General features: G+C 61.2%; 19 protein-coding genes and 1 tRNA gene. 5 read left to right on the top strand and 15 right to left on the bottom strand.

Annotation, left to right across the window (positions count from 1 at the left end; all coding sequences use genetic code 11):
* Positions 1-104: 104 nt before the first annotated feature.
* A tRNA-Leu gene (locus W7S_RS11355) sits at positions 105-190 on the top strand.
* Here the strand turns inward: W7S_RS11355 and W7S_RS26190 are convergent.
* The 4 genes from W7S_RS26190 to W7S_RS11340 all read right to left on the bottom strand — a co-directional run bounded on the left by W7S_RS26190 (position 172) and on the right by W7S_RS11340 (position 5,516).
* Positions 172-1,818, bottom strand: coding sequence for a recombinase family protein (locus W7S_RS26190; RefSeq protein ID WP_008256202.1), 1,647 nt, complete (start codon positions 1,816-1,818; stop codon positions 172-174). The genes W7S_RS11355 and W7S_RS26190 overlap by 19 nt on opposite strands.
* Before the next feature lie 186 nt (positions 1,819-2,004).
* Entirely contained in the window at positions 2,005-3,624 is a 1,620-nt protein-coding gene (locus tag W7S_RS11350) for a replication initiator (protein ID WP_008256201.1), read from the bottom strand.
* Complete coding sequence (locus tag W7S_RS11345) at positions 3,621-5,075, bottom strand: FtsK/SpoIIIE domain-containing protein (RefSeq protein ID WP_008256200.1); 1,455 nt, start codon at positions 5,073-5,075, stop codon at positions 3,621-3,623. The genes W7S_RS11350 and W7S_RS11345 overlap by 4 nt, the downstream gene beginning before the upstream one ends.
* A gap of 108 nt (positions 5,076-5,183) precedes the next feature.
* Positions 5,184-5,516, bottom strand: coding sequence for a hypothetical protein (locus W7S_RS11340; RefSeq protein WP_008256199.1), 333 nt, complete (start codon positions 5,514-5,516; stop codon positions 5,184-5,186).
* A 60-nt stretch (positions 5,517-5,576) separates the two neighbouring features.
* Between W7S_RS11340 and W7S_RS11335 the strand changes: the two genes are divergently transcribed.
* The 3 genes from W7S_RS11335 (at position 5,577) to W7S_RS11325 (ending at position 8,181) form a co-directional block, all read left to right on the top strand.
* Positions 5,577-6,875 (top strand): hypothetical protein, encoded by a 1,299-nt coding sequence (locus W7S_RS11335; protein WP_232525770.1) that lies wholly within the window; start codon positions 5,577-5,579, stop codon positions 6,873-6,875.
* Entirely contained in the window at positions 6,872-7,594 is a 723-nt protein-coding gene (locus tag W7S_RS11330; protein WP_008256197.1) for a creatininase family protein, read from the top strand. The genes W7S_RS11335 and W7S_RS11330 overlap by 4 nt, the downstream gene beginning before the upstream one ends.
* A 266-nt stretch (positions 7,595-7,860) precedes the next feature.
* The gene (locus W7S_RS11325) at positions 7,861-8,181 is read left to right on the top strand and encodes a transposase (RefSeq protein WP_014711521.1); all 321 of its coding nucleotides are present in this window, start codon (positions 7,861-7,863) and stop codon (positions 8,179-8,181) included.
* A 268-nt stretch (positions 8,182-8,449) separates the two neighbouring features.
* On the opposite strand, the gene W7S_RS11320 is transcribed toward W7S_RS11325, so the two are convergent.
* From W7S_RS11320 to W7S_RS11275, 10 genes are all read right to left on the bottom strand, one after another.
* On the bottom strand, positions 8,450-9,571 hold the full coding sequence (locus tag W7S_RS11320; RefSeq protein WP_020822393.1) for an acyl-CoA dehydrogenase family protein: 1,122 nt from the start codon (positions 9,569-9,571) through the stop codon (positions 8,450-8,452).
* A gap of 66 nt (positions 9,572-9,637) precedes the next feature.
* On the bottom strand, positions 9,638-11,257 hold the full coding sequence (locus tag W7S_RS11315; RefSeq protein ID WP_020822392.1) for a fatty acid--CoA ligase: 1,620 nt from the start codon (positions 11,255-11,257) through the stop codon (positions 9,638-9,640).
* 14 nt (positions 11,258-11,271) lie between these two features.
* Positions 11,272-11,925, bottom strand: coding sequence for a transglutaminase family protein (locus W7S_RS11310; RefSeq protein WP_014711518.1), 654 nt, complete (start codon positions 11,923-11,925; stop codon positions 11,272-11,274).
* On the bottom strand, positions 11,922-13,379 hold the full coding sequence (locus tag W7S_RS11305) for a cytochrome P450 (RefSeq protein WP_014711517.1): 1,458 nt from the start codon (positions 13,377-13,379) through the stop codon (positions 11,922-11,924). The genes W7S_RS11310 and W7S_RS11305 overlap by 4 nt, the downstream gene beginning before the upstream one ends.
* 115 nt (positions 13,380-13,494) lie before the next feature.
* The gene (locus tag W7S_RS11300; protein WP_036455731.1) at positions 13,495-15,030 is read right to left on the bottom strand and encodes an NAD(P)/FAD-dependent oxidoreductase; all 1,536 of its coding nucleotides are present in this window, start codon (positions 15,028-15,030) and stop codon (positions 13,495-13,497) included.
* A 61-nt stretch (positions 15,031-15,091) separates the two neighbouring features.
* Positions 15,092-16,057, bottom strand: a complete 966-nt coding sequence (locus W7S_RS11295; RefSeq protein WP_036455729.1) for an alpha/beta hydrolase — start codon at positions 16,055-16,057, stop codon at positions 15,092-15,094.
* Positions 16,054-17,571, bottom strand: coding sequence for an NAD(P)/FAD-dependent oxidoreductase (locus W7S_RS11290; RefSeq protein ID WP_014711514.1), 1,518 nt, complete (start codon positions 17,569-17,571; stop codon positions 16,054-16,056). The genes W7S_RS11295 and W7S_RS11290 overlap by 4 nt, the downstream gene beginning before the upstream one ends.
* A 49-nt stretch (positions 17,572-17,620) precedes the next feature.
* The gene (locus tag W7S_RS11285; protein WP_014711513.1) at positions 17,621-19,120 is read right to left on the bottom strand and encodes an NAD(P)/FAD-dependent oxidoreductase; all 1,500 of its coding nucleotides are present in this window, start codon (positions 19,118-19,120) and stop codon (positions 17,621-17,623) included.
* Positions 19,117-20,040 carry a hypothetical protein gene (locus W7S_RS11280; protein ID WP_014711512.1) on the bottom strand — a complete coding sequence of 308 codons (924 nt, stop codon included), beginning with the start codon at positions 20,038-20,040 and terminating at the stop codon, positions 19,117-19,119. Before W7S_RS11280 ends, W7S_RS11285 begins: the two co-directional genes overlap by 4 nt.
* A 1-nt stretch (position 20,041) precedes the next feature.
* Positions 20,042-20,908 (bottom strand): SDR family NAD(P)-dependent oxidoreductase, encoded by an 867-nt coding sequence (locus W7S_RS11275; protein WP_014711511.1) that lies wholly within the window; start codon positions 20,906-20,908, stop codon positions 20,042-20,044.
* Between the two features lie 128 nt (positions 20,909-21,036).
* Here W7S_RS11275 and W7S_RS11270 point away from each other — a divergent pair, with 128 nt between their 5' ends.
* Positions 21,037-21,669 (top strand): TetR/AcrR family transcriptional regulator, encoded by a 633-nt coding sequence (locus W7S_RS11270; RefSeq protein ID WP_085976442.1) that lies wholly within the window; start codon positions 21,037-21,039, stop codon positions 21,667-21,669.
* A 164-nt stretch (positions 21,670-21,833) separates the two neighbouring features.
* Here the strand turns inward: W7S_RS11270 and W7S_RS11265 are convergent, their stop codons facing one another.
* Positions 21,834-22,703 carry a metal-dependent hydrolase gene (locus W7S_RS11265; protein WP_014711509.1) on the bottom strand — a complete coding sequence of 290 codons (870 nt, stop codon included), beginning with the start codon at positions 22,701-22,703 and terminating at the stop codon, positions 21,834-21,836.
* Positions 22,704-22,771: the final 68 nt, after the last annotated feature.

Raw genomic sequence — 22,771 nt, 5'->3', positions numbered from 1 at the left:
GCCGGACGGCCCGATGCCGAGCATCGCGGCGTCCGAGGAGTCGGATTGGGTTCGCGGCAGGCAATCCGATAGCCTTAGCTGCCAACCCATGCTGGTTTGGCCTTGTCCGAGTGGCGGAATGGCAGACGCGCTAGCTTGAGGTGCTAGTGCCCTACTAATGGGCGTGGGGGTTCAAGTCCCCCCTCGGACACATCCGGCGACACGACTCAAGTCGGCCGTCGCCTTGACTCGTCGCAGATGGGGATCGTAATCAAGACGCAGACCCAGGCTCGCGTACACCTGAGCGCGTTCCGCCCCGGTTGCCTCACCAAGCACCGCTGACAGCCCGCCCAACTCCTCGACCAACTCGCTAATCTGTGCAGCAGACATGGCGCGGGGTCTCTCGGCTCGTTCAAGAAGGGCCATCAGCTCGTCGCGCTCGGCGGTGCGACGGCGCAATGCAGCGGTCAAGTCCTCAACGGCCACACCAGACTCTACTGCGGTAATCAAAGCAGCAACCTTGCCATTCGCCTCGCTGAGCTGGCGCTGCAAGGCGGCGTAGCCAGCTCCCGCTGCCGGGTCCACCTCCTGCCCGCGCGCCAGGTCTTCCGGATCGGCCAGGCTGGCGATCCATTCGTCGAGTCGAGGTGTCACGGCGTCCTCGCGGAGGTAGACCGTACGCGGGTGATCAGTCAGTTCCGCAGGTACAGAACGCGACCTACCTAGCTCACAACGGTAGAGGATCCGGGTTGCTCGCTTCCCCACTCGAGCAGCGCCCTGCATCCGCCGTCCACATACGGCGCAGTACAGCATCCCGCGAAGCGCGTACGGCACCGCCGATTCTCTGCTGCAGACGAGACCGGGACCACGCCGCGCCTGCGTACGAAGACGAACAGCCTGAGCCAAATCGTCAGGGATCAGCGCTTCGTGTGTGCGGCGGTCCGGTGCGATCCAGTCTGCCTGATCACGCCAGCGCATACGCGTCTCATACCCGGCAGCGACGTCGTCAGGGTTTACCAGGACCTCGTATTTCTCCTGCTTGCCCCAAACGCGGACACCGAGATATGTCGGGTTGTCAAGTATGGCGCGGATCGCCGAATGAGACCAACCTCGCGGGTCACGGTGACGATTCCGCGCCGGGTCATACTGGCTCGGCGACGGCACACCATCGTCGGTGAGCCGTTGCGCAATGTAGCGCAGGCCCGCTCCGTCGGCGTACATGCGGTAGATCCGCTCGACGACCGACGATGTCGCGGGGTCAGGTTCGAGGCGGTGAAGCCGCTGCCCAAGATTTGCCTTGGCAAGGTTTGGGTGCGAGCCGGCATCGACGAGCCGGTAACCGTACGGCGGTCGACCACCGAGATATCTGGCCGTGTCCTGCGCAAGTGCCGACATCGCCGTACGGACACGCATCTGGATGCGGGCGCGCTCTCCCTTGCTCATGCCGCCGAAAAGAGTCATCACTAAGTCATGCGCCTCGGAGCCGGGATCGACCGCTCCGCCAACCTCCGGCACCCACAGGCCCACTCCGTAGTGCGTGAGCACCGGGAAAGTAAGCGCGAACTGCGGCCCATAGAACGCACGGGCAGGTTCCCCGATCACTACGGCGTCGAAGCTACGGTCACTACAAGCGACATCTGCAAGGAGCCGTGACGCCTCTGGCCTGCGCTTCCATGGCAGCGAACGGCTCTGTCCCACATCGAAGTAGTCAGCGGTGAGGACTCCGCCGTGCGGAGTGATCAGGTCCATGGCACGCCGCTTCTGCCAGCTGCGGCTCGCCTCCGGGTCTTGAGCGTCCTCCGTGCTCACTCGGCCATAGAAGGCGAACCTCAGGCTCATGCCACTCCCCTCCCTGATCCAAGCATCCGGTCCCGCACAGCCATTATGACGTGTACCAGCGCGCGGTTGGCCTCGCGCGGAATTCGGTAGTGGTCGGCGACGTCAACTTCAACACCCTCCTCTGACAGGGTCGGCGCATCGAGTCGAGCGTCGCACTCGGAGCGAGAATGTGCTGTTCGGGAGTTGTCAGTCATCGGGTCCCCCTGGCAGATCCGATTGTTCGTCGCGGGCTTGGCGACGGGCCTCTACCAGTCCGATGCGGCGGGTGTCGATACGTTGGAGGGCGGCAGAGTAGACGAGGGTGCGGTCGCCGGAGGTGGCGTGTCCTGCACGGTCGAACTCCCACCCCACCTGGTCACTTTGCTCGGCTAGATCGAGTGGTGAATAGTGTTGTGGTGAACAGTTTTTGGCGACTTGTTCTCGAATCCAGGTGGCGCGGATGGCGCGTAGCGCGCCCATGGTGACCGAGTAGCGGCGGGATTTGGTGGTGACGTGTCCTCGGTAGCCCAGGGTGTGTAGCCAACGCCCGATCCCTGCCAAGGCATCGATACCGAGGGTGTGGGCTTGGTCTGCCAGGTGGGCGATGGTGGTCAGGATCGCCCGGATGTGGTCGGTGACGTTCAGGTCCTCGATGGCTTCAGCGGATAGGCGGCGGGCAGCGACACCGAAGTCTTGTAGGGATTTCGTGACGTATTTGGCTAGGTATCCGGCGACTCGGCGCGGCGACGTCCGACTCATGGCGATGTGTGTATCTGATTCTGTTGGGACCGCGTGGTTTTGGGTTCCCAGTGGTTGGGTATCGATCTGCCTGCCGAACCGGACCACCAGTGGCGCAGTGTCGTGAGACTTGTTGGGATTGTCGGATTGGCGGTTGGTGTCGGGGTGCAGGACGTCGAGAGTGACGGTGCGGGCGGCGTGCTGGATAAGGGCGGCGAGTTCGGCGGCAGTTATCGGCGGCTCCCAGACAGGGCCGGTTGCCGAACGGGGCTCCCCACCACCACATGTGGCGGCGGGGCCGTGATCGCTCTGGTCACGTGAGCCGGCGGTGGCGGTACCGGCGTGGCCTTCGGGGGGATCGAGGCGGATGAGGGCGTGAATGTGGGGGATCGCACGGGCCTGCATTTCGACGACCTTGACAAAACTGGCTTTCACCGAGCCAGGTGCAATGCCAGCAGCTTTGAGGTGTTTGGCGAGATTGCGTCGTAGGGCGATGGTGAAACGCCGCCATAGTTCGGGCAGGTGCCAGGTAAACAGGACGTGCCCGAGGTAGTCGTAGCACTCGGCGCACAGCGGTTGCCCGACCGCGGGGTCGGTGCGATCATGGATGATGCGGCACCACATGGGTTTTCCGTGTGGGCATTGCTTGTGGCCACCCATCATACGGTGGTCACGGCAGACGCTGCCTGTGCTGCCATGGACAGGACCGAAGCTGGGCGCGGTCAACGTGGCGAATACCTGGGGACGGTCGGCCACGGCGGGGGTGATGTTGTGGCGGCCTCCAGTGGTTCCTGCGGCGACGAGTTGCCAAGTGTCGCGGGCGTACAGGTCTGAGCAGGAGGGGCAGACGGTGGCACGGCGGTTGTTGCACCGCACCCACACGATTCTTTCGCGGCCGAACTCGTCAGTACCGGTGAGTTGGATCGGGTTGGCGCAGAAACCGACTGATCCGGCGCGCCGCCACCAGGTGTCGAATCCCGGCGAGCAGGCACGGCGCATCATTTCGGTGACCACGCGATGGTGGTCGATGTCGGCGGGAAGACCCGGCAGCGTGATTGCCGGGCACCCTGCTTCGTGGACGGCGCTCACTGGTGCCCCGAACGGTTGCCGCTGTCGCCGTCTGTGCCGGTGGTGTTCTCGCTGTCGGCCTCCCTAGCCTGGGATGAGCGTGTGCGCCGCGCGGGGAAGGCGCGCACCAGATAAGCGATATCGGCATCGGTTACCCAGAACGCGCGCATGCGGACCGGGTGGGCGGTGCCATCGATCATCATGTAGCCGACCCCGCGTGTGCCGTCGGGGATTAGATCGCATTCGGCCCCGGCATCGCGGGCACCCTGGCCCAGGACCATGGCCGTTTGCGATGCCTCGGTCAGGCGCAACCCGATCCGCACCGTGAACAGCTGCCGCACGGGCAGGGTGTCTTTGGACGGATCCTGCACCGCCGCCACCACCGAGATACCCACCGCGCGGCCCTGCGAGAGCAGCAGCCCTAGCAGTTGTTCGATTTCGGTCTTGATCTTGCGGTCGGTGACGTAGGCGGTCAGCGCCGCGATCTCATCGATGACGACCACGAACAACGGATCGGCCGTGGTCGGTGTGTGTAGGCGGGCGTGCCCGCGTAGCCGGTTGGCGCGTTCATGCATCAGCATGACCAACGCACGGAGCAGTTCCAGGGTTTGGCCGGTGACGTCATGGGCAAAGAACGAAAACATCGACGCACCGGGACCGAGTTCCATGCCGCCCTTGGGGTCGATCACGCACAACCGGACGCGCCCGCTCTTCACGTCCGGGGCTAGACCGGCGATCAGTGACCACAACACACTGCCCTTACCCGCACCGGTGGCCCCAGCCACCAGCACGTGATGCCCGAGGATCGGCAGCCGCCACACGCCCCGGTTCTCGGTGACTCCGACGCCGATGGCCAACAAGTTCACCGTCGCACCAGGTTCGGGCATGGGCAGGGCGACGGGTTCCGCGAGCACGTCGCCGCGCATGATCGTGATCCGGATTTCACCGGGTGCTGTGGCGGTGATGGTGATCCGGTCGGCCGTCCACGCGGCAGCCAACGCGTCGGCTTGGCGCTGCCAGTGGCTGATCGATTGACCGGTCACCACCCGCACCGCAAGTATGTCGGTGAAGTCGCCGATATACACCCCAAGTAGTGCTGGAATGAGTTGGCGGTCAACGAGTTTGGTGGTCAACCCGTGCAGGCTGCAGACGTGTTCCCAGCGGCGCCGGTAGCGCCACCAGGTCTGCGCATAGTGGGTGGGCGGGTCGATCACCCACCGCTGCAGACTATTCTCGTCGACGAATCCCCACAGCGTGTACAGGGCGATGAAACCTACGAGCGTGAGGAATCCGGCGTTCAGGCCCTGCCAGCACGCCACGCCGACCGCGACAGCGACCGGGGCACCGAGCAACGGGAACTGTGCACCCCACCACAGCAGCCGCCCGGCCGCTACCAGGATTGACCAGATAAGTTCACCGACCCAATCCTCACCAGAGGATTGGGTGTTGTTCTTGTTGTTTGTGTTCGACACGACTACTTCTGCCTTTCGTGAAAAAGAATGCGGGAGTCGGGAAACCACCCCGGCAGCGCTCAAAGCCAACGTGAGCAGTTAGTGGCTGCCGGGATGGTTCCCTGGCGGTTACGGGCGCGGCGTGGAACCCGGCTTGCCGCCCTCGGCGGTGGTGATCGTCTCAGCACGGAACGCGATACCGCTGCGGCCGTCCTGCGACCACGGCAGTGCCACCAAACCAGTCACCGATACCTGCTGGCCCACAGCGACTTTCGGAGCACCAGGCACGGTCACCGACAACACGTCCCCGCCATCGACGTCCAGCGCCATCAACTGCACCGTATGCAGCACCGCGCCGGTGGCCTTATCGATTTTGGGCTGCCCGGTGCCGAAATCGGTCCGCGGCTCGGGGTTTTTCGTGCAGATAAACGACACCGCAGTGGTGTCAATTTTGAGTTTCATCTGTTCTGTCCTTTCCGATCGTTGTCACCGACGTGTGGTGACTGGATCTAGGACAGCGCGATGGGCGAAGCGTCGATAGCGGCAGCTAGGAACAGCAAGGAACACTGCGAACGCGCACATATGCCCGGACCTGCGGCGTTGTTCATGCATGATCGTTGTATGGCCTTGACCGACCCTGCTCGCCGCCAGAGCGGACTACAGGTTCATCAAGCGCGCGAGGACGCCAAGATGAGTCTGAACGATCTGGCGGCCAGAGTCGAGACGGTCCGCAAGCAGCGCGGCGACACACCACCGGAGCGGGCTACGTTGCGCCAGCAGATCGTTCGGATCGAAGGCGGCGGCAGCGCGGGGCCGATGTGGCGTGGCGACCTCGCCGAAGCGTTAGGCCTCGATCCTGCCGAGCTGTTCGGGCTGACAGTCGAAACCAGTCTGCCGCGCCCACTTCTGCTGCAGCTTCCGGTTGACCGTGATGTCCTGACCGTGATCGCTGACCAGCGCCAAGTCCATATCCAGGCCGAACATACCTTCGGTCCTGACTACGCCCAACCGCTGGTGGAACGCGATTTGCAGACCGTGGAAGCGCTCATCAAATCCACGCCCGCTGAGCTGCGCACCCAGGTACGTGAGGTAGCGGGAACCATCGCCGAAGTCGCCGGCTGGATAGCGCAAGACCTCGGGGACCACCCCAAAGCGCGGGAACTGACCGATCGAGCCACCGATCACCTGCGGGCCGCCGCCCCTGACCTGCGCGCCATGGTGTGGATGCGCAAATCCAACATCATCGCTAGCCAGGACCCCGACCTGGCGGTCGAACTTGCCGCCGATGCCGCACGATTGATCGACGGCCACGAGGTAGGACGGCTGCAAGCCAGCATCGCCCGTCAACAGGCCCTCGCTGCGATCGCCAACGAGGACAAACGCGGGTTCTTGCGTCACGCCGCGCATGCGCTCGAACTCGGCGATATCGAACCCGCCGCCGGTGATCGCGCCACCTACGCCCACGCTGGATTCGTCGCCAGCGATATCGCCTCGGGATACTTGGAACTCGGCCAGCCACAGCAGGCCGTCGAGCTGCTCACCCGGCACCGACCGTCCTGGACCTCCCATCAGCATCGTGACCGGGCCGTCGCCGACATCCGGCTGCTACACGCTCTCGTTGTGATCCGCGAGTATCAACTCGCCTGCGCCCACGCCGCCGAAGCCCTGCGCGGTTACTTGGCCGCGCCGTCCCAACGCGCACGGCGACACCTTGCCAGCTGCGCGACCCTCCTGCGTGATCGGCGCCGACACGACAAAAGCCCACTGCTGCAACAACTTTTCGGACAGATCAAGGACGCAACCGAAGGAATCGCCCCATGACCGATACCGTCATCCCCAATATCACCGCGGCCAGCGACCACACCCGAGCCGATCTTGCGGTCCTGCCGGTCGGCTCGTTCGAGCAGCACGGCCCCTACCTGCCACTTGGCACCGACACCCTAATTGCCGTCGCCATTGCAACCTCAATCAGCGCACATCACAACATTTTTCAGCTTCCGCCCCTAACTTTCAGCTGCTCCCACGAGCACGCCGAATTCGCCGGAACCCTCAGCATCACAGCCACCACCCTGGCTGCTGTTGTCGGCGACATTGCCCACTCCCTCGCCGAGCAACATGTCCGCGGGCTAATGATCGTCAACGCCCATGGCGGCAACGCTGTCCTGACCAACGTTGTCCAGCAAGCCAACCACCCCGGCGCACGGATCCGACTCGGCCTATACCCCAGCCGTGACGACTGGACCGAAGCCCGCGAAGCCGCCGACATCACCAGCAGCAACCATGACGACATGCACGCCGGTGAACTCGAAACTTCGATACTGCTGGCGGCCTACCCCGAATATCTGCGCGACGGCTGGGCTGGTGCCAACCACACCGCCGACGACCGCCGCTACCTGACCACCCTCGGCATCGCCGCCTATACCGACAGCGGTGTCATCGGTTACCCGAGCCGCGCCACCGCCACCAAGGGCAGAAAAACCCTCGACCACCTAGGACGCAGCGCCGAAACCCTCCTGAACATCCTCACCGCACCGCAATAGCCGACCAAGCCAGGGGCGGCGGCTACCGTCCGCTTGGCCGCTCCCGTCCGCCGCCGCCCAACAAACCGGCGAGCGCCACCCAAGGAACCCAAAAACCGGCTCTGGCCTGCGGTGTGAGAAGTCTCTGTCAGGAGGATCACCGCACGGTCCGCGCCGAACGGGAGCGCCGCTGACGGTCGTCGGCCGCCGATTCCTATGCCGGAATGGCGAGCAGACGGAACTGTAAGGCCGACTTGGTGAGAATTTTCCTTACTGGGATCAAGTCGATGCGGCACGTTGCCACCAGCTGGACACCGAAGCCGCCCGACTCGAACGCCACGTCGACACCATCACCGCCACCGCCGCACCCGAGCTACAGCGTCGGGCCCGACACCGCTGCCACGCTACTGACCGCCCTCGGCGACAACCCCGCTCGGATCGGCAGCGACGCCGCTTTCGCCAAACTCTGCGGGGTCAGCCCACTGGAAGCCTCCAGCGGCAAAACGATCCGCCACCGGCTCAACTGGGAAGGCAATCGCGACGCCAACCGTGCCCCGCACGTCATCCTGGTGGTGCGCATGCGCCGTCATCAGCCCACCCGCGACTAGTTCGTTCACCGCCTGGCCGAAGGCAAAACCAAGAATGAGATCATGCGCTCCATCAAGCGTTACATCGCCCGCGAGATCTACCACGCCCTCCGCCAACCCAGCAGAAGAACCAACGAACTCATTGCCTGAAGATAGGAGCATCTGGTATCAAGTCCCGAAGGGCACCCGATCCGCAATGTCCACTCATTTCGTGGCGATATGGCACCTCTGTAGATGCCATCAATCCTCCTCCCAGGTGAGTAATGTGCAGGTGGCAACTCGTTCAGGGTCATAGGGAACGCGAGATGATTTCCTTCATCACCTCATTTGTGCCGGCGTAGATTTTCTGCACGCGCTGGTCCACCCACAATCTCGAGATGGGATACTCGGTCATGTACCCATATCCGCCGTGAAGCTGCAAACAGTCATCGAGCACCTTCATCGCTCGCTCAGTGGTCCACCATTTCGCCATGGCGACGGTCTGGACGTCGAGCTGGCCCGCGAGGTGTAGGTCGATGCAGTAGTCCAAAAATACTCGTGCGATGCGCGTTTCGGTTGCAGCTTCGGCCAAGATGAATTTCGTGTTCTGGAAGCCGAAGACGGGCCGTCCGAACGCTTCCCGCTCACGGGTGTATTTGAGTGTCTGCTCCACGGCAAGTTCCATCGCCGCGACCGCCCCAACCGCGACGATGAGCCGCTCTTGAGGTAGCTGCGTCATCAGCTGACTGAAACCCTGACCCTCGGTCTCGCCCAGGAGGTGCGAGCGGGGAACTCTTACGTCGTCGAAGAACAACTCGGAGGTGTCTTGTCCGCGTTGGCCGATTTTGTCGAGGACCTTGCCGCGCCGGAATCCGGGTCGATCGGCTTCGGCGACGATCAGCGAGATGCCGGCGGCGCCCTGACTTGGATCTGTCTTGGCGACAACGATGATCAGGTCGGCTTGCTGACCGTTGGTGATGAAGGTCTTTGCGCCGGTGATCACGTACTCGTCACCGTCAAGAATTGCTTTGGTCTTGACACTCTGCAGATCAGAACCGGTCCCTGGCTCCGTCATGGCGATCGCACCGATCATTTCGCCTGAGGCCATCTTGGGCAGCCACTGCCTCCGTAGTTCTTCGGCCGCATACTGGAGGATGTAGTGCGCGACGATTCCGCTGTGCAGCCCTGCGCCCCATGAGCTGTCCCCGACTCGGGCTTGCTCTTCGAGTACGACGGCTTCGTGCGCGAATGTGCCGCCTCCCCCGCCGTATTCTTCGGGTATGGACATGCAGAGCAGGCCTAGTTCGCCGGCTTTGTGCCACAATTCTCGGTCAACTTGGTGCTGGTCTGCGAAACGTTGCGCATGTGGTGCCAATTCGGTCGAGAAGAACTTCGCGGCAAGGTCACGAAGCTCGAGCAATTCGGCGCTCATCCAGGGAGAAATTGATGCTGTCACAGGATTCCCTCTCGGCTGTTCGATATCAATGGGTTTGATTTCTTAGGACGTTTCGATCTGATACTCGCCGGCGGAGTGACGCGCGCGTATGGCCTTCTTGTCGTATTTTCCGACGCTTGTTCGGGGAATCTCAGACACGAAGCTCCACCGCTCCGGGATCCACCACTTGGCGACCTTGTCCAACAGAAACGCGCGCAGTCGGTCGATGTCGACCTCGGCTCCACGGTGAACCACGACCAGGGCGAGCGGTCTTTCCTGCCATTTGTCGTCGGGAACTGCCACCACCGCAGCCTCGTAGATCGCCGGGTGACCAGTCAGCGTATTTTCCAGCTCGACTGAGGAGATCCATTCTCCACCTGACTTGATGACGTCCTTCGCACGATCGGTCAGCGTGAGATACCCGTCCGGGTCGATCCGGCCGACGTCGCCGGTGCGCAGCCACCCTCCGTCGAACTTGTCCGGATCATCGTCGCCGAAGTAGGCGCCGGTGATCCACGGGCCTCGCGCCTGTATTTCACCCGCTGATCGACCGTCCCACGGCACGGTCTTCTTGTGGTCGTCATGCAACCGGATCTCGACACCGCACATCGGCCGACCCTGGCTTTCGCGCATCTCCCACGCACGGGTCTCGCCTACTCCGTGCGCTGCGCGTGCGACGGTAGCCAGCGGCGAGGTTTCGGTCATGCCCCATGCCTGCACGATAGGCACGTTGTACTTGTCTTCGAATGCCCGCATCAGCGAGACGGGGACTGCCGATCCCCCGCAGGCAACCAGCCGAAGTGAGGAGATGTCCCGGGCGGGATTCGATTCCAGGTATCGATCGACATCGTTCCAGATCGTCGGCACTGCACCGGCGATAGTCGGCTGAGTCTCTTCGATGATCGACACCAGCGGCGCGGCTTGCAGATGGCGATCGGGTAATACCAAGTCCGCACCAGACATCAACGCCGCGTAGATCAGTCCCCACGCATTGGCGTGAAACATCGGGACAATGGCCAGGATACGGTCGGCCTCGCTCACTGCCAGGGCGTTCGACGTGCAGGCGGTCAGTGCATGTAGGGTCGAACGGTGGCTGTAGACAACACCTTTGGGATTTCCAGTAGTCCCGCTGGTGTAGCACATGGCCGCGGCGGAACGCTCATCGATCTCGGGCCAATCGAAAGTCTCCGGTTGCTGCGCCAGGATCTCCTCGTAACGCAACACCGTCTTCCCGCATCCCTGCAGCGGAGCGAGGTCGCCCCCGGTGGCGATGACCGTATGCACCGACTCCATCGCTGGTAGCGCACTAGCCAACAATGGCGCAACCGACGCATCCACCAGGATGATCTGATCGCTGGCATGGTTGGCGATGTACGCGAGTTGCTCTGGAGCCAAACGAATGTTGAGGGTGTGCAGCACCGCGCCCATGGAGGGAACCGCGCAGTAGGCCTCGAGATGTTCTTGGTTACTCCACTGAAAGTTGGCCACCCGTTGATCTGCCGTTATTCCCAGCCCGCGCAACGCATTTGCAAGTCGGCCCGCTCGCCCCAGGACGCTACGGTAGGACATACTTCGGTATCCAGTTCCGTCGGGGGTGATCACCTCGCTGTTTCCGTGAATGGAGGCGGCATGGCGGACAATTGCCGAGATTGTGAGCTGGACGTCTTGCATCGTGCTGTGCATTTCGCATCGGCCCTTCAGGCGAACAGGTCTGGATGGCGACTCGCATCGCCTATGAGCGTCCCGTAGTGGGTTCTGAGCGCTTGCAGGATCTCTGCCAGCGGTAGATCGTCGAAGGCGCCTCGATCCCTCAGATATTCCATGTGTTGGGTGCCGTCACCGGCGAACCCGTGCAGCAGGGCGTCTGTGCGCCCGTCGAAATCAATTGGCGGGACGCCGAACCGTGCGCATAGCTCGCGATTGAACGCCGGAGTTGCCTTGACCCAGACACCGCCGAGATGCATGAGGCTGTATCCGTGGTAGACAAAGACGTCGGTACCGCCCATCCGCTCACGCAATGTCTCGGTCTGAAGGTGGTTTCGGACATCGGCGAACCCCAGCCGCGCCGGGATGCCTGCTGCTCGGCAGGCCGCCGTCAAGAGCACCGCCTTCGGGACGCAGTACGCGCGGTCTGCAGTTGCGATGGTGCTGGCGCGATACGCATGCGGGTCATCGGTCACGGTGTAGGGGTCATACCAAATCGCGTCGCGGACCGCAGTGAAGATGGCTATGGCCTTCGTGGTGTCGTCGACCGCGCCGCGGGTCGCCGATGCAACGAAGTCGCGTACCGATTCATGTTGCCAATCGAGGAACTCCGTGGGCTCCAGGTAAGGCGAGTTCTCACCGCTCATCGGTGCCGCAACGTCACAGGCAGTCCGTCCACGGGAATGGGCAGCGAGGTGTTGTCCCAACGCACGTGATAGTCGTTTGGGACCGTCCAAGTGTAGGTACGCAACATCTGATGCAGGATTGCTTTCACCTCGAGTGTGCCGAACTGCATCCCAATGCATTTGTGCGCCCCGCCGCCGAACGGCACCCAGGCGAATCGGTGCTGTTGGTCCTCGCGCCGGGGCTCGTCGAAGCGCGACGGATCGAAACGGTCCGGGTCGCTCCATATTCTGCGGTCGAAGTGATTTACGGCGGGTGTGATTGCGCACAAGGTTTCAGGGGGGATGTGATAGCCGTCAATGGCGACATCGCGGACGGTCTTGCGCATCACCAGCGGAACGGGCGCCAGCAGACGCAGAGCTTCTTTGAGGATCAGATCGAGGACCGTCATCTGCTCCAGTTCGTCGATATCTGGCGAATCGTCACCGAAGGACTGCGCCTCCGCCGCTGCCTTCTCCTGCCACTCAGGATGTTTAGCGAGGAAGTAGGTGACAGCAGTGGTGGTGATCGTGGAGGTGTCATGGGCGGCCATCATGAGAAAGATCATGTGGTTGATCACATCCTCGTCGGAGAACCGTTCACCGTCTTCTGTGGTCGCCTGGCAGAGGGCGGCGAATAGATCGTCGCTCTCGCCTCCACGCGCGGCCGGCAGGTGTCGGGAGAAGTAGTCCTCCAACACGCGCCGCCCATGCACGCCGGCGCGGAACCTGGTGCCCGGGAGTGGAACTCGCACAAAGGAACTCGCCGCGCGAACAGTGGAGACGAACGCCTCGTTGACAGCAGCGCTCTCGTCCTTGCCGCGGCCACCCATGAAGACATCCGTGGCAATATCGAGGGTGAGATTCTTCAACAACGGGTAGATCCGGACCGACGGACCGGTCGGCCACGCGGGCACGGCTGCGCGAACGCACGGGGCCACCTGCCCGACATATCCGGTCAGGCGAGGACGCGTGAACGCCTCCTGCATGATGCGCCGGTGCATCAAATGTTCGTCGAAGCTCATGAGCATCAACCCGCGATGGAAGAAAGCATCGATCAAGAAGGACCAGCCATCCTGAGAAAAGGCCTTGGCTTCGCTTGTGAACGCCTCACGCGTTGCGTCTGGACCGGCGATGACCACCATTTTGGTACCGAATGCGCCCATCCACGACACCGAGCCCAAACGTTCGTAACGCTCCCGACTGAATTCTGAACCAAATCGGATGTAGTCGACCGTGTGCCCCAGCAACGGGAGTCCAGCGTCCCCTAGGACGGCTCTCAGCCCAGATCCGGCGGGAGCCGGCGCAAGTTCCCGGACTCTCCAGTCCCGACTCCACCGTCGCCATTTGTCATCGACGACGCGGGGGGCGGGCGCCAACAGGACAGACGTTAACCGCTCCTTGGGGTGACGCGTGAGTGCGAGACGCTGATTAGCCACGATGCCTCCTGGGCGCTCTGCTGCATGGGTATCTGATAACAGTTTACATAGACGTGTTGAATGTCAATATTCGAACAGCGAACAGTGAAATGTTCGACACCGCCTGCGACCCGGATCATCTGCGCAGCCTCGCGCCGTTCTCACTCGGGCCGTCTAACTGAAGGCGTTCAACGTGCCTGAACAGATAATCGTGATTGCGTGGTTTGCGGCTAAGGATCCGGTAGGCAAATGTAGGCCCAGGCCAGTTCGTCGGGATCGCGCCACTCGAGGCCGTGTACCAGCTCGCGCAAAGCGCCCACACCGACCTTCGCAGCCGCCGGCCCAATCGTGTGTTGTAGCTTTGCTCGATGTCTGGCCTGACGTCGACCGTACGCCCTGGATCACTCGCCAAAATCTTGATGAGGGCACCGATATGACGGACCTGAGACTCGATCATGAAAATGATCGACCCGGAACCGACGTTCGTGTTCGGGCCATAGAGGAGAAAGAGATTCGGGAACATCGGGACTGTAATGCCCAGGTATGCGTGCGCCTGCGTCCCCCACACCTCGTCCAGAGTCACTCCGCCCCAGCCGCGAACACGCATTGGGGCGAGGAAGTCGGTAGCGCGGAAACCTGTTCCGTAAATGACGACGTCCGCGCGGTGGAGTACGCCATCGTCGGTCACGACTCCCTTGTCGCAAAGCTTCGCAACCGCGTTGGTCACCAACGAGACTTCACCGTTGGCAATCGCGGGGTAGTAATCATTCGAGAACAACACCCGCTTGCACCCCGGCGCATCTGATGGCGTGAGTTGCCGGCGCAGCAATGGATCGGCAACCTGCCGATGGAGGTGGTAGCGGGCGACCGCGCCGAGAATGCGCGACAAGGGCTTCGCGTCGACCAACGTCACTGCGAGCACTTCAAAAATCAGCCATACCGCGAAACGCTCAAGACGCAGCCACAGCGGCAGAACCTTAATCAGCTGTTGGTGAAGACATCCGTACCTGCTGTCCCACTTCGGCAAAATCCAAGGCGCCGTGCGCTGATACAGCGTTACGCGCTGTGCCTCGTGTGCGATCCGTGGCACAAACTGTATCGCGCTTGCGCCTGTCCCGATGACGGCTACTTCCTTGCCGCGCAGCGATACCGAATGGTCCCAACGCGCCGAATGAAAACGCGGCCCCTCGAAGGTGTCTTCGCCGGCAATATTCGGCGTATGAGGTCGCGAGAGCTGCCCCACGGCCGAAATCACGACATCGCACCAGATCGTCTCGCTGGATTCGGTCACCAAACGCCAACGGCCGGCCTGTTCATCGAAGGTCATCTCGACGACTTCGGTCCGCGTGCGCAGCTGCAGGTCCATTCCGTCGGCCAGGACGAGTCGGCGAAGATATTGGAGTATCTCGGGCTGTTCTGCATAACGTCTCGACCAACGAGTGTTGGGCTTGTCCGAGAGTGAGTACAACGCTGACGGCACGTCGCAAGCCGCTCCTGGATAGGTGTTGTCGCGCCAGACGCCGCCGATGTCTGCAGCCTTTTCCACCATGGTGAAGTTGGTGAATCCGTCCCTCTTCAGCTGATGGGCCATGGCGATACCCGCGACGCCGGCCCCGATGATCACTATCGACGGATCGTGTCCTCGAGGATCCCTCGCAAAGCCGCCTGTCATGAGACAGCTAAGAAGCAGTTGATGGCGCGGTGGCAATGGAGCATCCACGGTCCCAACACTTTCACCGGTGGGCCGAAGCTTTCAGGAAGTTTCCAGCGCGGTGGATCGCGTCACGAGCCTCGGGCAGGATTCGGAACATGGCTTGGAACACGTGGATCTGTCCCCGGTACACCTGTATCTCAACGCTTGATCCGGCCGATCGGAGGCGGTCGGCAAGATGCCTCGAGTCATCGATCAACATTTCTCTTCCGCCTACCTGAATCAGGATCGGTGGCATGGACCTGAGGTCTGCGTCGAGCACGCTGATTCGCTCATTGCGGTGATCTGCACCAGCCACGTACAGGTCAAGAGCGCGGGCCGCGGACCGAGCAGAGGCGAAAGGATCACGGCGGCGAAGTTCGCGTGCCCTCGCGAGTTCACATGTCAGATCCAGGACCGGAGACATGAGAAGCATCGAATCCGGCAGCGGCAGTCCGTCACTACGTGCGCCAAGGGCGGTGGCCATCGTGAGCTGGCCGCCCGCCGAGTCCCCGGCCACCGCAACACCGCGGTCGCCGGAACCCGATGGCCGCCCTGTGACGAGCCAGCGGTATGCGTTCAGTGCATCGTCGGCGGCAGCGGGAAAGGGATAGCGTGGGGCCAGCCGATACCTCACCGCAAAGATGGGCCGACCGCTCGCGGAGGCAAGTTCACCGAGCAGACCGCGGTGGGTAGCCGGTGAGCACATGGAGTAGGCGCCGCCATGAATGTAGAGCAACGGAACGGCGTGTGGATCGACTGCAGGAGAAGTGATCCAATCCCCGCGTATCTGATTCCCGGCGAACTCGGTATCTATTGTGCGAACCGCCACGCTTCGGCGGGGCCGCGATCCCACGAGCGCCATCCGGAGTACGCGATCCATCACCGCGAGGCCGTGGGCGTTCGACGGGATGAGTTGCGACAGCGGACGCAGTGTGTTTCGCGAAGTCATTGCCACGAAATGACTTGCAAGACTGGGGTGCCGGTCCGTCGCATCAGTGTCGGTCACCGTGCACCCACGGATTCTGCGCGACGTTCAAATCGGTAATCGGAGAGCCGGAAGGTGCGGCTACGCCAGTAAGTCTCCAGGGTCGTTGACGGACGTAACGGAACATCGCCGTGTTTGTCGAAATAGTAACTGTTGGCATTGGAACAGCTCGGCTGCCAGAAAACCTGTCGATGTCGGCGGCTAACCATGTCAGCGAAGTAGCGGTCGTTCGCCTGCTGTCTGACCTCTACGTAATCAGCCTTCAGCTTGCGCGCACGACGAAGACAGCGGACGATATGCCGACTTTGCGCCTCGATGAGTGTGAAGTACGAGGAGCCGTTGTAACCATAGGGACCGAAGATATTGAAGTGATTCGGGAAACCTGGGACGCTCACACCCTCGAAGGCTTGGAGGCGGTGCTCATCCCACCAGGCAGACTGCTCCACTCCGCCGCGTCCCTTCAGCACATAAGTCGGCATATTGCCCGACTCCATCACTTTGAACCCGGTGGCCAAGACCATGACATCGATCGGATAATTCTTGCCATCTTCCGTGTGAACCGAGGCATGGTCGACATGGGTGATGCCGCTGGTCTCGAGCGAAACATTGCGACGGTTGTACGTTGCGAGATAGGAATTGTGGAAACTCGGTCGCTTACAACCCAACGAATAGCGAGGAATGAGTTGGTCTCGAGTCACCGGATCGTCGACCGCCCGACGCATATAGCGTTTCGCCGCCTCTTCCATGAGGTCCGACACAGGGATCAACGAGTGAAAGTGAGCTGCGATTGGAAATGTGAACTCGACGAACGCCTGACTCGCAGTGCGCGTCATCAGTTGTGCCCCTGGCACCAACCGCATCACTGTCGCGGCCCAGCTCGGTATGGAGAAATCCGGCTTCGGCAAGCAGTAAATCGGCGTTCGCTGGAAGACCGTCAGACTTGATGCGATCTTCGCGACTTCGGGAATCAGCTGCACCGCAGATGCCCCAGTCCCGATCACCGCCACCCGCTTACCGGTGAGATCTTTCGTATGGTCCCATCTGGCCGTATGCAGCGTCACGCCGGCGAAGTCGCGCACTCCTGGAATATCAGGCCACTTCGGCCGACTGAGGACGCCAGAGCAATTTATCACGAAACGCGCGGTCAGATTCTGACCAGAGGAGCAGCTCAGCCGCCATAGTGCGGCGCCTTCGTCGAAACAGGCTTCGTCCACGGTCGTGTTGAACCGGATGTAATTTTGGAGTCCGTATTTTTCTACACACCGCTCTGCATAAGCCTTCAACTCATCCCCGTGAGCGTAAGTTCGTGACCAGGATGTTCGCATCTCATAAGAGAACTGGTAACTATAGGACGGAATATCGACCGCTATTCCCGGATACGTATTCCAGTGCCATGTACCGCCGACGCCATCGGCGTCATCGACTATAAGAAAGTCCGCAAATCCGGCCTTCAACAGGCTGATCGCTGTACCAATCCCAGAAAACCCGGCTCCGACTATTACAATTTCGTAGTGCTGCCCAGACTCAGAACCCATTACTTCCTCATATGCGCTTTGATGTCCAACCTATATCCGCTGCTTCAGTTCAGCGTGTTTGTGTCAACTTCAGGCCAGCATCGTCACGCCGAGTTATCTCGTAATCCCGCATATCCAGACGGGACAGTTCCCTAATGAACTGAGTCGCAAAGCCGGGATACATCGTGCCGTTATAGCCATCCTCGGTCAAATACCAGCTGCTGCAACCCGAGTTCCATGTCGTGCGTCGTAACCGCCGTTGAATATTGGAGTGGTACGCGTTTTGGCTATTCTCTTTCACATCCAGGGTATGGACTCCATTGCCTTCGTCGCGCAAGAGCTCGATCGCTTTTACGATGTAATCGATTGCCGCCTCCATATATAGAAGAGCGGAGTTGTGGCCAGGACCGGAATTCGGTCCGAAAGTAAAGAACAAATTCGGATACCCAGCCACACTCACGCTCTTGTAGGCAAATCTCCCCTCAGACCACTCGTCTTCGAGTTTTCGCCCGTCGCGCCCCCGGATCGGAAATGGCGTACCGCGTTTACACACATCGAAGCCTGTGGCGAATACTATGCAGTCCACCTCATGCTCGATGCCGTCGGCGGTTCGAATTCCGTTCGGAGCCAGTGTGGCGATCGGCCAGCTGACGAGTTTGCAGTTATCGGCCTGGAGAGCAGGGTAATAGTCGCTAGTCATAAGCATGCGTTTGCACCCAGGTCTGAACTGCGGCGTTAGTTGACGTCTCAACCAGGTATCCTTCACCTGCCGACGCAGATTCGCCTTTGCGGCCGCTTGGATGACAGATGTTGCAGCGGTATCCCAAACCATGCCCACGGCCATGACCTCATGCGCCCAAAACCACGCACCTCGTAGGGCCTGCTCAGTTGCCGGCATGCGATTAAAAGTCGAACGCGCCCAGGCCGGATGCCGGAAATTCACCCTCGGTAGCACCCAACCGGGCGTCCTCTGAAACACCTTGACCGACGCCGCCAAATGGACCAATTCGGGAATGATCTGCACAGCGCTCGCCCCGGTCCCGACGACCGCCACCCTCTTACCGCTCATGTCATAGGCGTGGTCCCACCGAGCGCTGTGAATCTTCTTCCCCTCGTACGACTCGATGCCACGAATATCGGGGAAACTAGCGTCAGCAAGTGGCCCGCTAGCCATCACGACTGAACGGCCTCGATACCGCCTGCCGCCGGTCGTGTCGACCAGCCACTCTCCGGCATCCCCGTCGAATTCCAGTGCACTCACGTCCGCACCGAAATGAATGAACCTCCCAAGATCGTATTTCGCGACAACCGCATCGATATAGCCGAGGATCTCTGCGCTCCCCGAGTATGCGCGAGTCCAGCCTGGGTTCGGCTCGAACGAGTAGGAGTACAACAATGACGGAATATCGCAGGCGGCGCCGGGGTAAGTGTTGTCACGCCAGGTGCCCCCGATGCGACGTGATCGCTCCAAGATGACAAAGTCGTCAATGCCCGCTTGGAGCATTCTCATCGCCGTACCGATACCCGCGAAGCCGGCGCCGACGATCAAAGTCGTTGCCGTGTCCGTCATTTAGCTACCGGTTCATAGGTCAGTTCATCCGTCCATGACGGCGGTCGCCCGAGTACTTGCACGGGGAAGATGTCGATCGCGTCGCCTAAGCGCTGGGAAACGAAGTGAAGGGGTTGGGACCGCTTGATCGAGGAGGACATGTGGGCCTTCAAAATGTGATATCCAGGCACCCTCCGCGTGTGCTCACTGCGGTCCCCGACATTGCCATATCGCGTCACCGCGTTGTACAGCTTCTCTTCGGATAGCCCCATCGCGTTGAGATTCATCAACATGCGCGTGAGAAGCGGTATATACAGCAACGCGCCAGTAAGAATACGGGGGTCCATCACAGCGCCGACCGTTTGCATTGCATGGATTCGCATGGGACTGGCGCCGAGGTCATTAAGGACTTGAAAACCTACTGCAAGGTGCCGCGATTCGTCGCTGTTGACCTTATTGAATACTTCCCCGCAAATTGGGTCGTCGACCTCATCAAGGAGAAATTTCAGCAGGGCCCCGTCCAGCGCGGTCTCCAGTGCGGGAATCGCGGCGCCGATGACAGTCAGAGGAAGAGCCTCAGCGTACCGATCTAGCCACTCGATCACGAGACGGATGTTCTTATTCGGTACAGGCTTTTCGCCTTCCTCGATCATGCCCCAGCGACGCATCAGAGCAAGTTCGGCATTGGCGTGACGCTGCTCCTCGGCGTGAAAGTAACGGTAAATGTCTCCGAGCGCTTCGAAGGGCGCCTTCGGGGCCATCGCAGCGAAGGCGCGCGCTCCGACATGCTCAATCCACACCACGTCGGACATGAATTGCTTGAGTTTGGGACGCTGTTCGTCGGTGATCAACTCCGCACCAGGGGCGTCCCAATCGATATCGGCGAGAGCCCATTGCTTGTTCTTGATCGTCTCGAGCATGTCGCTATATGCGAACGCCATTTCACTGCTCCCTCTGGTCGGCTGGATCGTTCCATGAGGCCACGCGCTCCACCAGCCCCAACGCCCGCGTAAACTGACCGGGTAAAGCTCTTTTCAGTTGCCACAAAATTTTCGCGTCCAGTTGGGGCACTACATAGATTTGTCCGCGATCGTGCGCGTTCAAGGTCGTTCGAGCCACTTGATCCGGCGAAATGCCGGTCCACCTCATCAGGTTGGTCGCGAGTCTCGCCGCCGACTCCTCAATCTGAGGATTATTGGCGATGTTCGTCTTGACGAAGGTGGGGCAAAGCACTGTGACGTTGACGTCAGTACCGCTGAGTTCGGCCGCCAATGTCTCGGACAGAGCGAGCACGCCGGCCTTACTCACGTTGTATGCGCCCATTCGGGGCGCCGAGCCGAAACTTGCGGCGGACGCCACATTGATCACTCCGCCCCGGCCGTTGCTCCGGAGGCGAGGAACGAAAGTCTCGCAACCGTAGATAACACCCCAAAGGTTCACAGAAATCGCAGCGTTCCAGTCCTCAACCGACGTAGCGCCGATGCGATTGCCGCCGGCACCGATTCCGGCGTTGTTGATCACCAGACTCGCCGCCTTGCCGAACCAGTCTTCACTGGCATCAGCGAGGTTACGGACCTGCTCAAGTTCGGTGACGTCGCATACGACGTCGAAACCCTCGCCGCCGGCCTGCCTCACCATCTCGGCCGACTCTTTCGCAGTGATGGGGTCTTTGTCCGCACACACAACACGTCCACCTCGGCGTGCAAGCTCAACGGCGAACGCGCGGCCGATACCGCTCCCTGCGCCTGTGACTACTGCGTGGGCGCGGTGGGTTCTACCTGGTGAATTACCGAACGGCAAGAACCTCATCTGCTTGCCCTTTGGATCGCGACACTGATTTCCGGTGCGGGAGAATATTCATTTGGGGGCATCAGCCACCATTGGGGTCGCATGCCACCAGTTTGGTCGTGGGCCCGACGTTTTGTCAAGATGGTGAGGTGAGGTCGAGAAGCAAGGTCTGGGGTGGTCGGACCGGTGCTGAGCGTCGAGCAGAACGACGGCAGCAATTGATCGAGGCTGCGACCGAGATTTGGAGTGAGAGCGGTTGGGCCGCAGTGACTATGCGCGGCGTATGCGCCCGGACAGGGCTCAACGATCGATACTTCTACGAGGACTTCAAGACGCGCGAGGAGCTTCTCGTCGCAGCGTGGGATGGCGTTCGCAATGACATGCTCGGCGAGGTTTCCGCGCTCTTCGACGAGCGTGTGGATCGGCCACCGATCGAAACCATCACCGCGGCGATCGCCATCGTGGTCGACCGGATCGCACGCGATCCTGGCCGGGCGCACATCCTGCTCGCTCAGCATGTAGGTAGCTCACCGCTGCAAGATCGCCGCGCTGTGGCGCTGCAGGAGGCAACGCAGTTGGTCGTCGAGGCAAGCCGGCCACATCTCAGAGAAGACGCCGACGAGACGGCCCTTCGTATGGACACTTTGGTTGCAGTGGGGGGGTTCGTCGAAGTCATCACGGCCTGGCACTCCGGTTTGCTTGCGGTGACCGAGAAGGAAGTGGTCGCGCACACGAGCCGACTGGCTGAAACCTTGGCTCAACGCTACGTCGTCAGCGGCTGAGGCTAAACCTTTCCGTGAGTATCGAGGCCGACTGCATTTGTCTGTATGATTTCGCCTTGACCCGCCACCGGGCGTCCAATCCGTGACGACAGGCGCGCCGTCGTTTTGTTTGAAGGAACGACGCAGAAACAGTGTTTCTGCGTCGCCCTCCTGACGCACTTTTGCTACCCCGGCTGAGCGATGACCTTCTGTGAGCCGTCTTGGTCGAACAGGTCCTTGCTCCATCGCTCCAGGACCGCAGCGCTGTCCCAATCATCAGGGTGGAAGCCGGGGCGGTTGTACGAACGGAATCGCTGCAGCGCATCGGCGGTGAACATCGGGGTGCGACTGAAGCGATGTAGGCTACGCACCAACGTGACCGGGTTATACGAGGCCTTGTCAGAGGCCATCGACAGCGCAGTCTGCAGAATGAGTTCGCCGAACAGAATTGCAGAGGCGATCCGCATGCCCCGTACGCGGGTGCGCTCGGTGCCTCCAATCAGCCGATAGGCGTCGAAGGCGACGGCTTTGTGCTCCGACTCCTCGAACGCATGCCACAGCAGAATCGGTCGAACCTCTGTCTGTCCGATGAGCTTCTGGGCGTCGTCGCTGGTGAGAATGATTTCAGCGAGCGTCGCGGTGTAGTGCTCCAATGCAGAGGTCATCGACAGCCGCATTTCTGGCGAAAAGCGCCGTTCCAATCGCTTGATCAGGCGTGCAACGTGGCGGTCGATCCGCGCGGTCGGATAACCCATGGCCTGGAGTCGTTCGTTGAGGAGCCGATGCTGGTGTCGGTGTGTGGCCTCTTGTCCGATGAAACCCTTGACCGCTGTCAGTAATTGGGGATCGTCGATGGAACTCTGGAAATATTTGACCGAGCGGATGAAGAAGTCTTCCCCTTCCGGGAAGGTCGCAGACAGCACCGAGATGAAATGGCTCATCACCAGGTCGCCATCCACGAAGTGTTGCCGCTTCGTGGAGGTCGGCATGGAGAAACGAACGCGCCGGGGTTTTGGCAATACACGGCTCTTGGTCGAGGCTCGATCTTCCGGCATCTTGACGGGGTCCTTCCTTCCGTAGCGTGATCTGACTTTAGGCCTTGTCACATGAGACTGCCAGAATG

Origin of the sequence: Mycobacterium sp. MOTT36Y, assembly GCF_000262165.1 — a bacterium.
GTDB lineage: Bacteria > Actinomycetota > Actinomycetes > Mycobacteriales > Mycobacteriaceae > Mycobacterium > Mycobacterium intracellulare.
Note: the sequence above shows the minus strand (reverse complement) of the source record. Positions and strands in the feature narration are given on the sequence as shown.

Coding starts and splice junctions, on each gene's coding strand:
- W7S_RS26190 (WP_008256202.1), bottom strand. CDS start 1,818: ATGAGCCTGAGGTTCGCCTTCTATGGCCGAGTGAGCACGGAGGACGCT.
- W7S_RS11340 (WP_008256199.1), bottom strand. CDS start 5,516: ATGAAACTCAAAATTGACACCACTGCGGTGTCGTTTATCTGCACGAAA.
- W7S_RS11335 (WP_232525770.1), top strand. CDS start 5,577: ATGGGCGAAGCGTCGATAGCGGCAGCTAGGAACAGCAAGGAACACTGC.
- W7S_RS11330 (WP_008256197.1), top strand. CDS start 6,872: ATGACCGATACCGTCATCCCCAATATCACCGCGGCCAGCGACCACACC.
- W7S_RS11325 (WP_014711521.1), top strand. CDS start 7,861: ATGCGGCACGTTGCCACCAGCTGGACACCGAAGCCGCCCGACTCGAAC.
- W7S_RS11320 (WP_020822393.1), bottom strand. CDS start 9,571: ATGAGCGCCGAATTGCTCGAGCTTCGTGACCTTGCCGCGAAGTTCTTC.
- W7S_RS11315 (WP_020822392.1), bottom strand. CDS start 11,257: ATGCACAGCACGATGCAAGACGTCCAGCTCACAATCTCGGCAATTGTC.
- W7S_RS11310 (WP_014711518.1), bottom strand. CDS start 11,925: ATGAGCGGTGAGAACTCGCCTTACCTGGAGCCCACGGAGTTCCTCGAT.
- W7S_RS11300 (WP_036455731.1), bottom strand. CDS start 15,030: ATGACAGGCGGCTTTGCGAGGGATCCTCGAGGACACGATCCGTCGATA.
- W7S_RS11290 (WP_014711514.1), bottom strand. CDS start 17,571: ATGGGTTCTGAGTCTGGGCAGCACTACGAAATTGTAATAGTCGGAGCC.
- W7S_RS11285 (WP_014711513.1), bottom strand. CDS start 19,120: ATGACGGACACGGCAACGACTTTGATCGTCGGCGCCGGCTTCGCGGGT.
- W7S_RS11280 (WP_014711512.1), bottom strand. CDS start 20,040: ATGGCGTTCGCATATAGCGACATGCTCGAGACGATCAAGAACAAGCAA.
- W7S_RS11275 (WP_014711511.1), bottom strand. CDS start 20,908: ATGAGGTTCTTGCCGTTCGGTAATTCACCAGGTAGAACCCACCGCGCC.
- W7S_RS11265 (WP_014711509.1), bottom strand. CDS start 22,703: ATGCCGGAAGATCGAGCCTCGACCAAGAGCCGTGTATTGCCAAAACCC.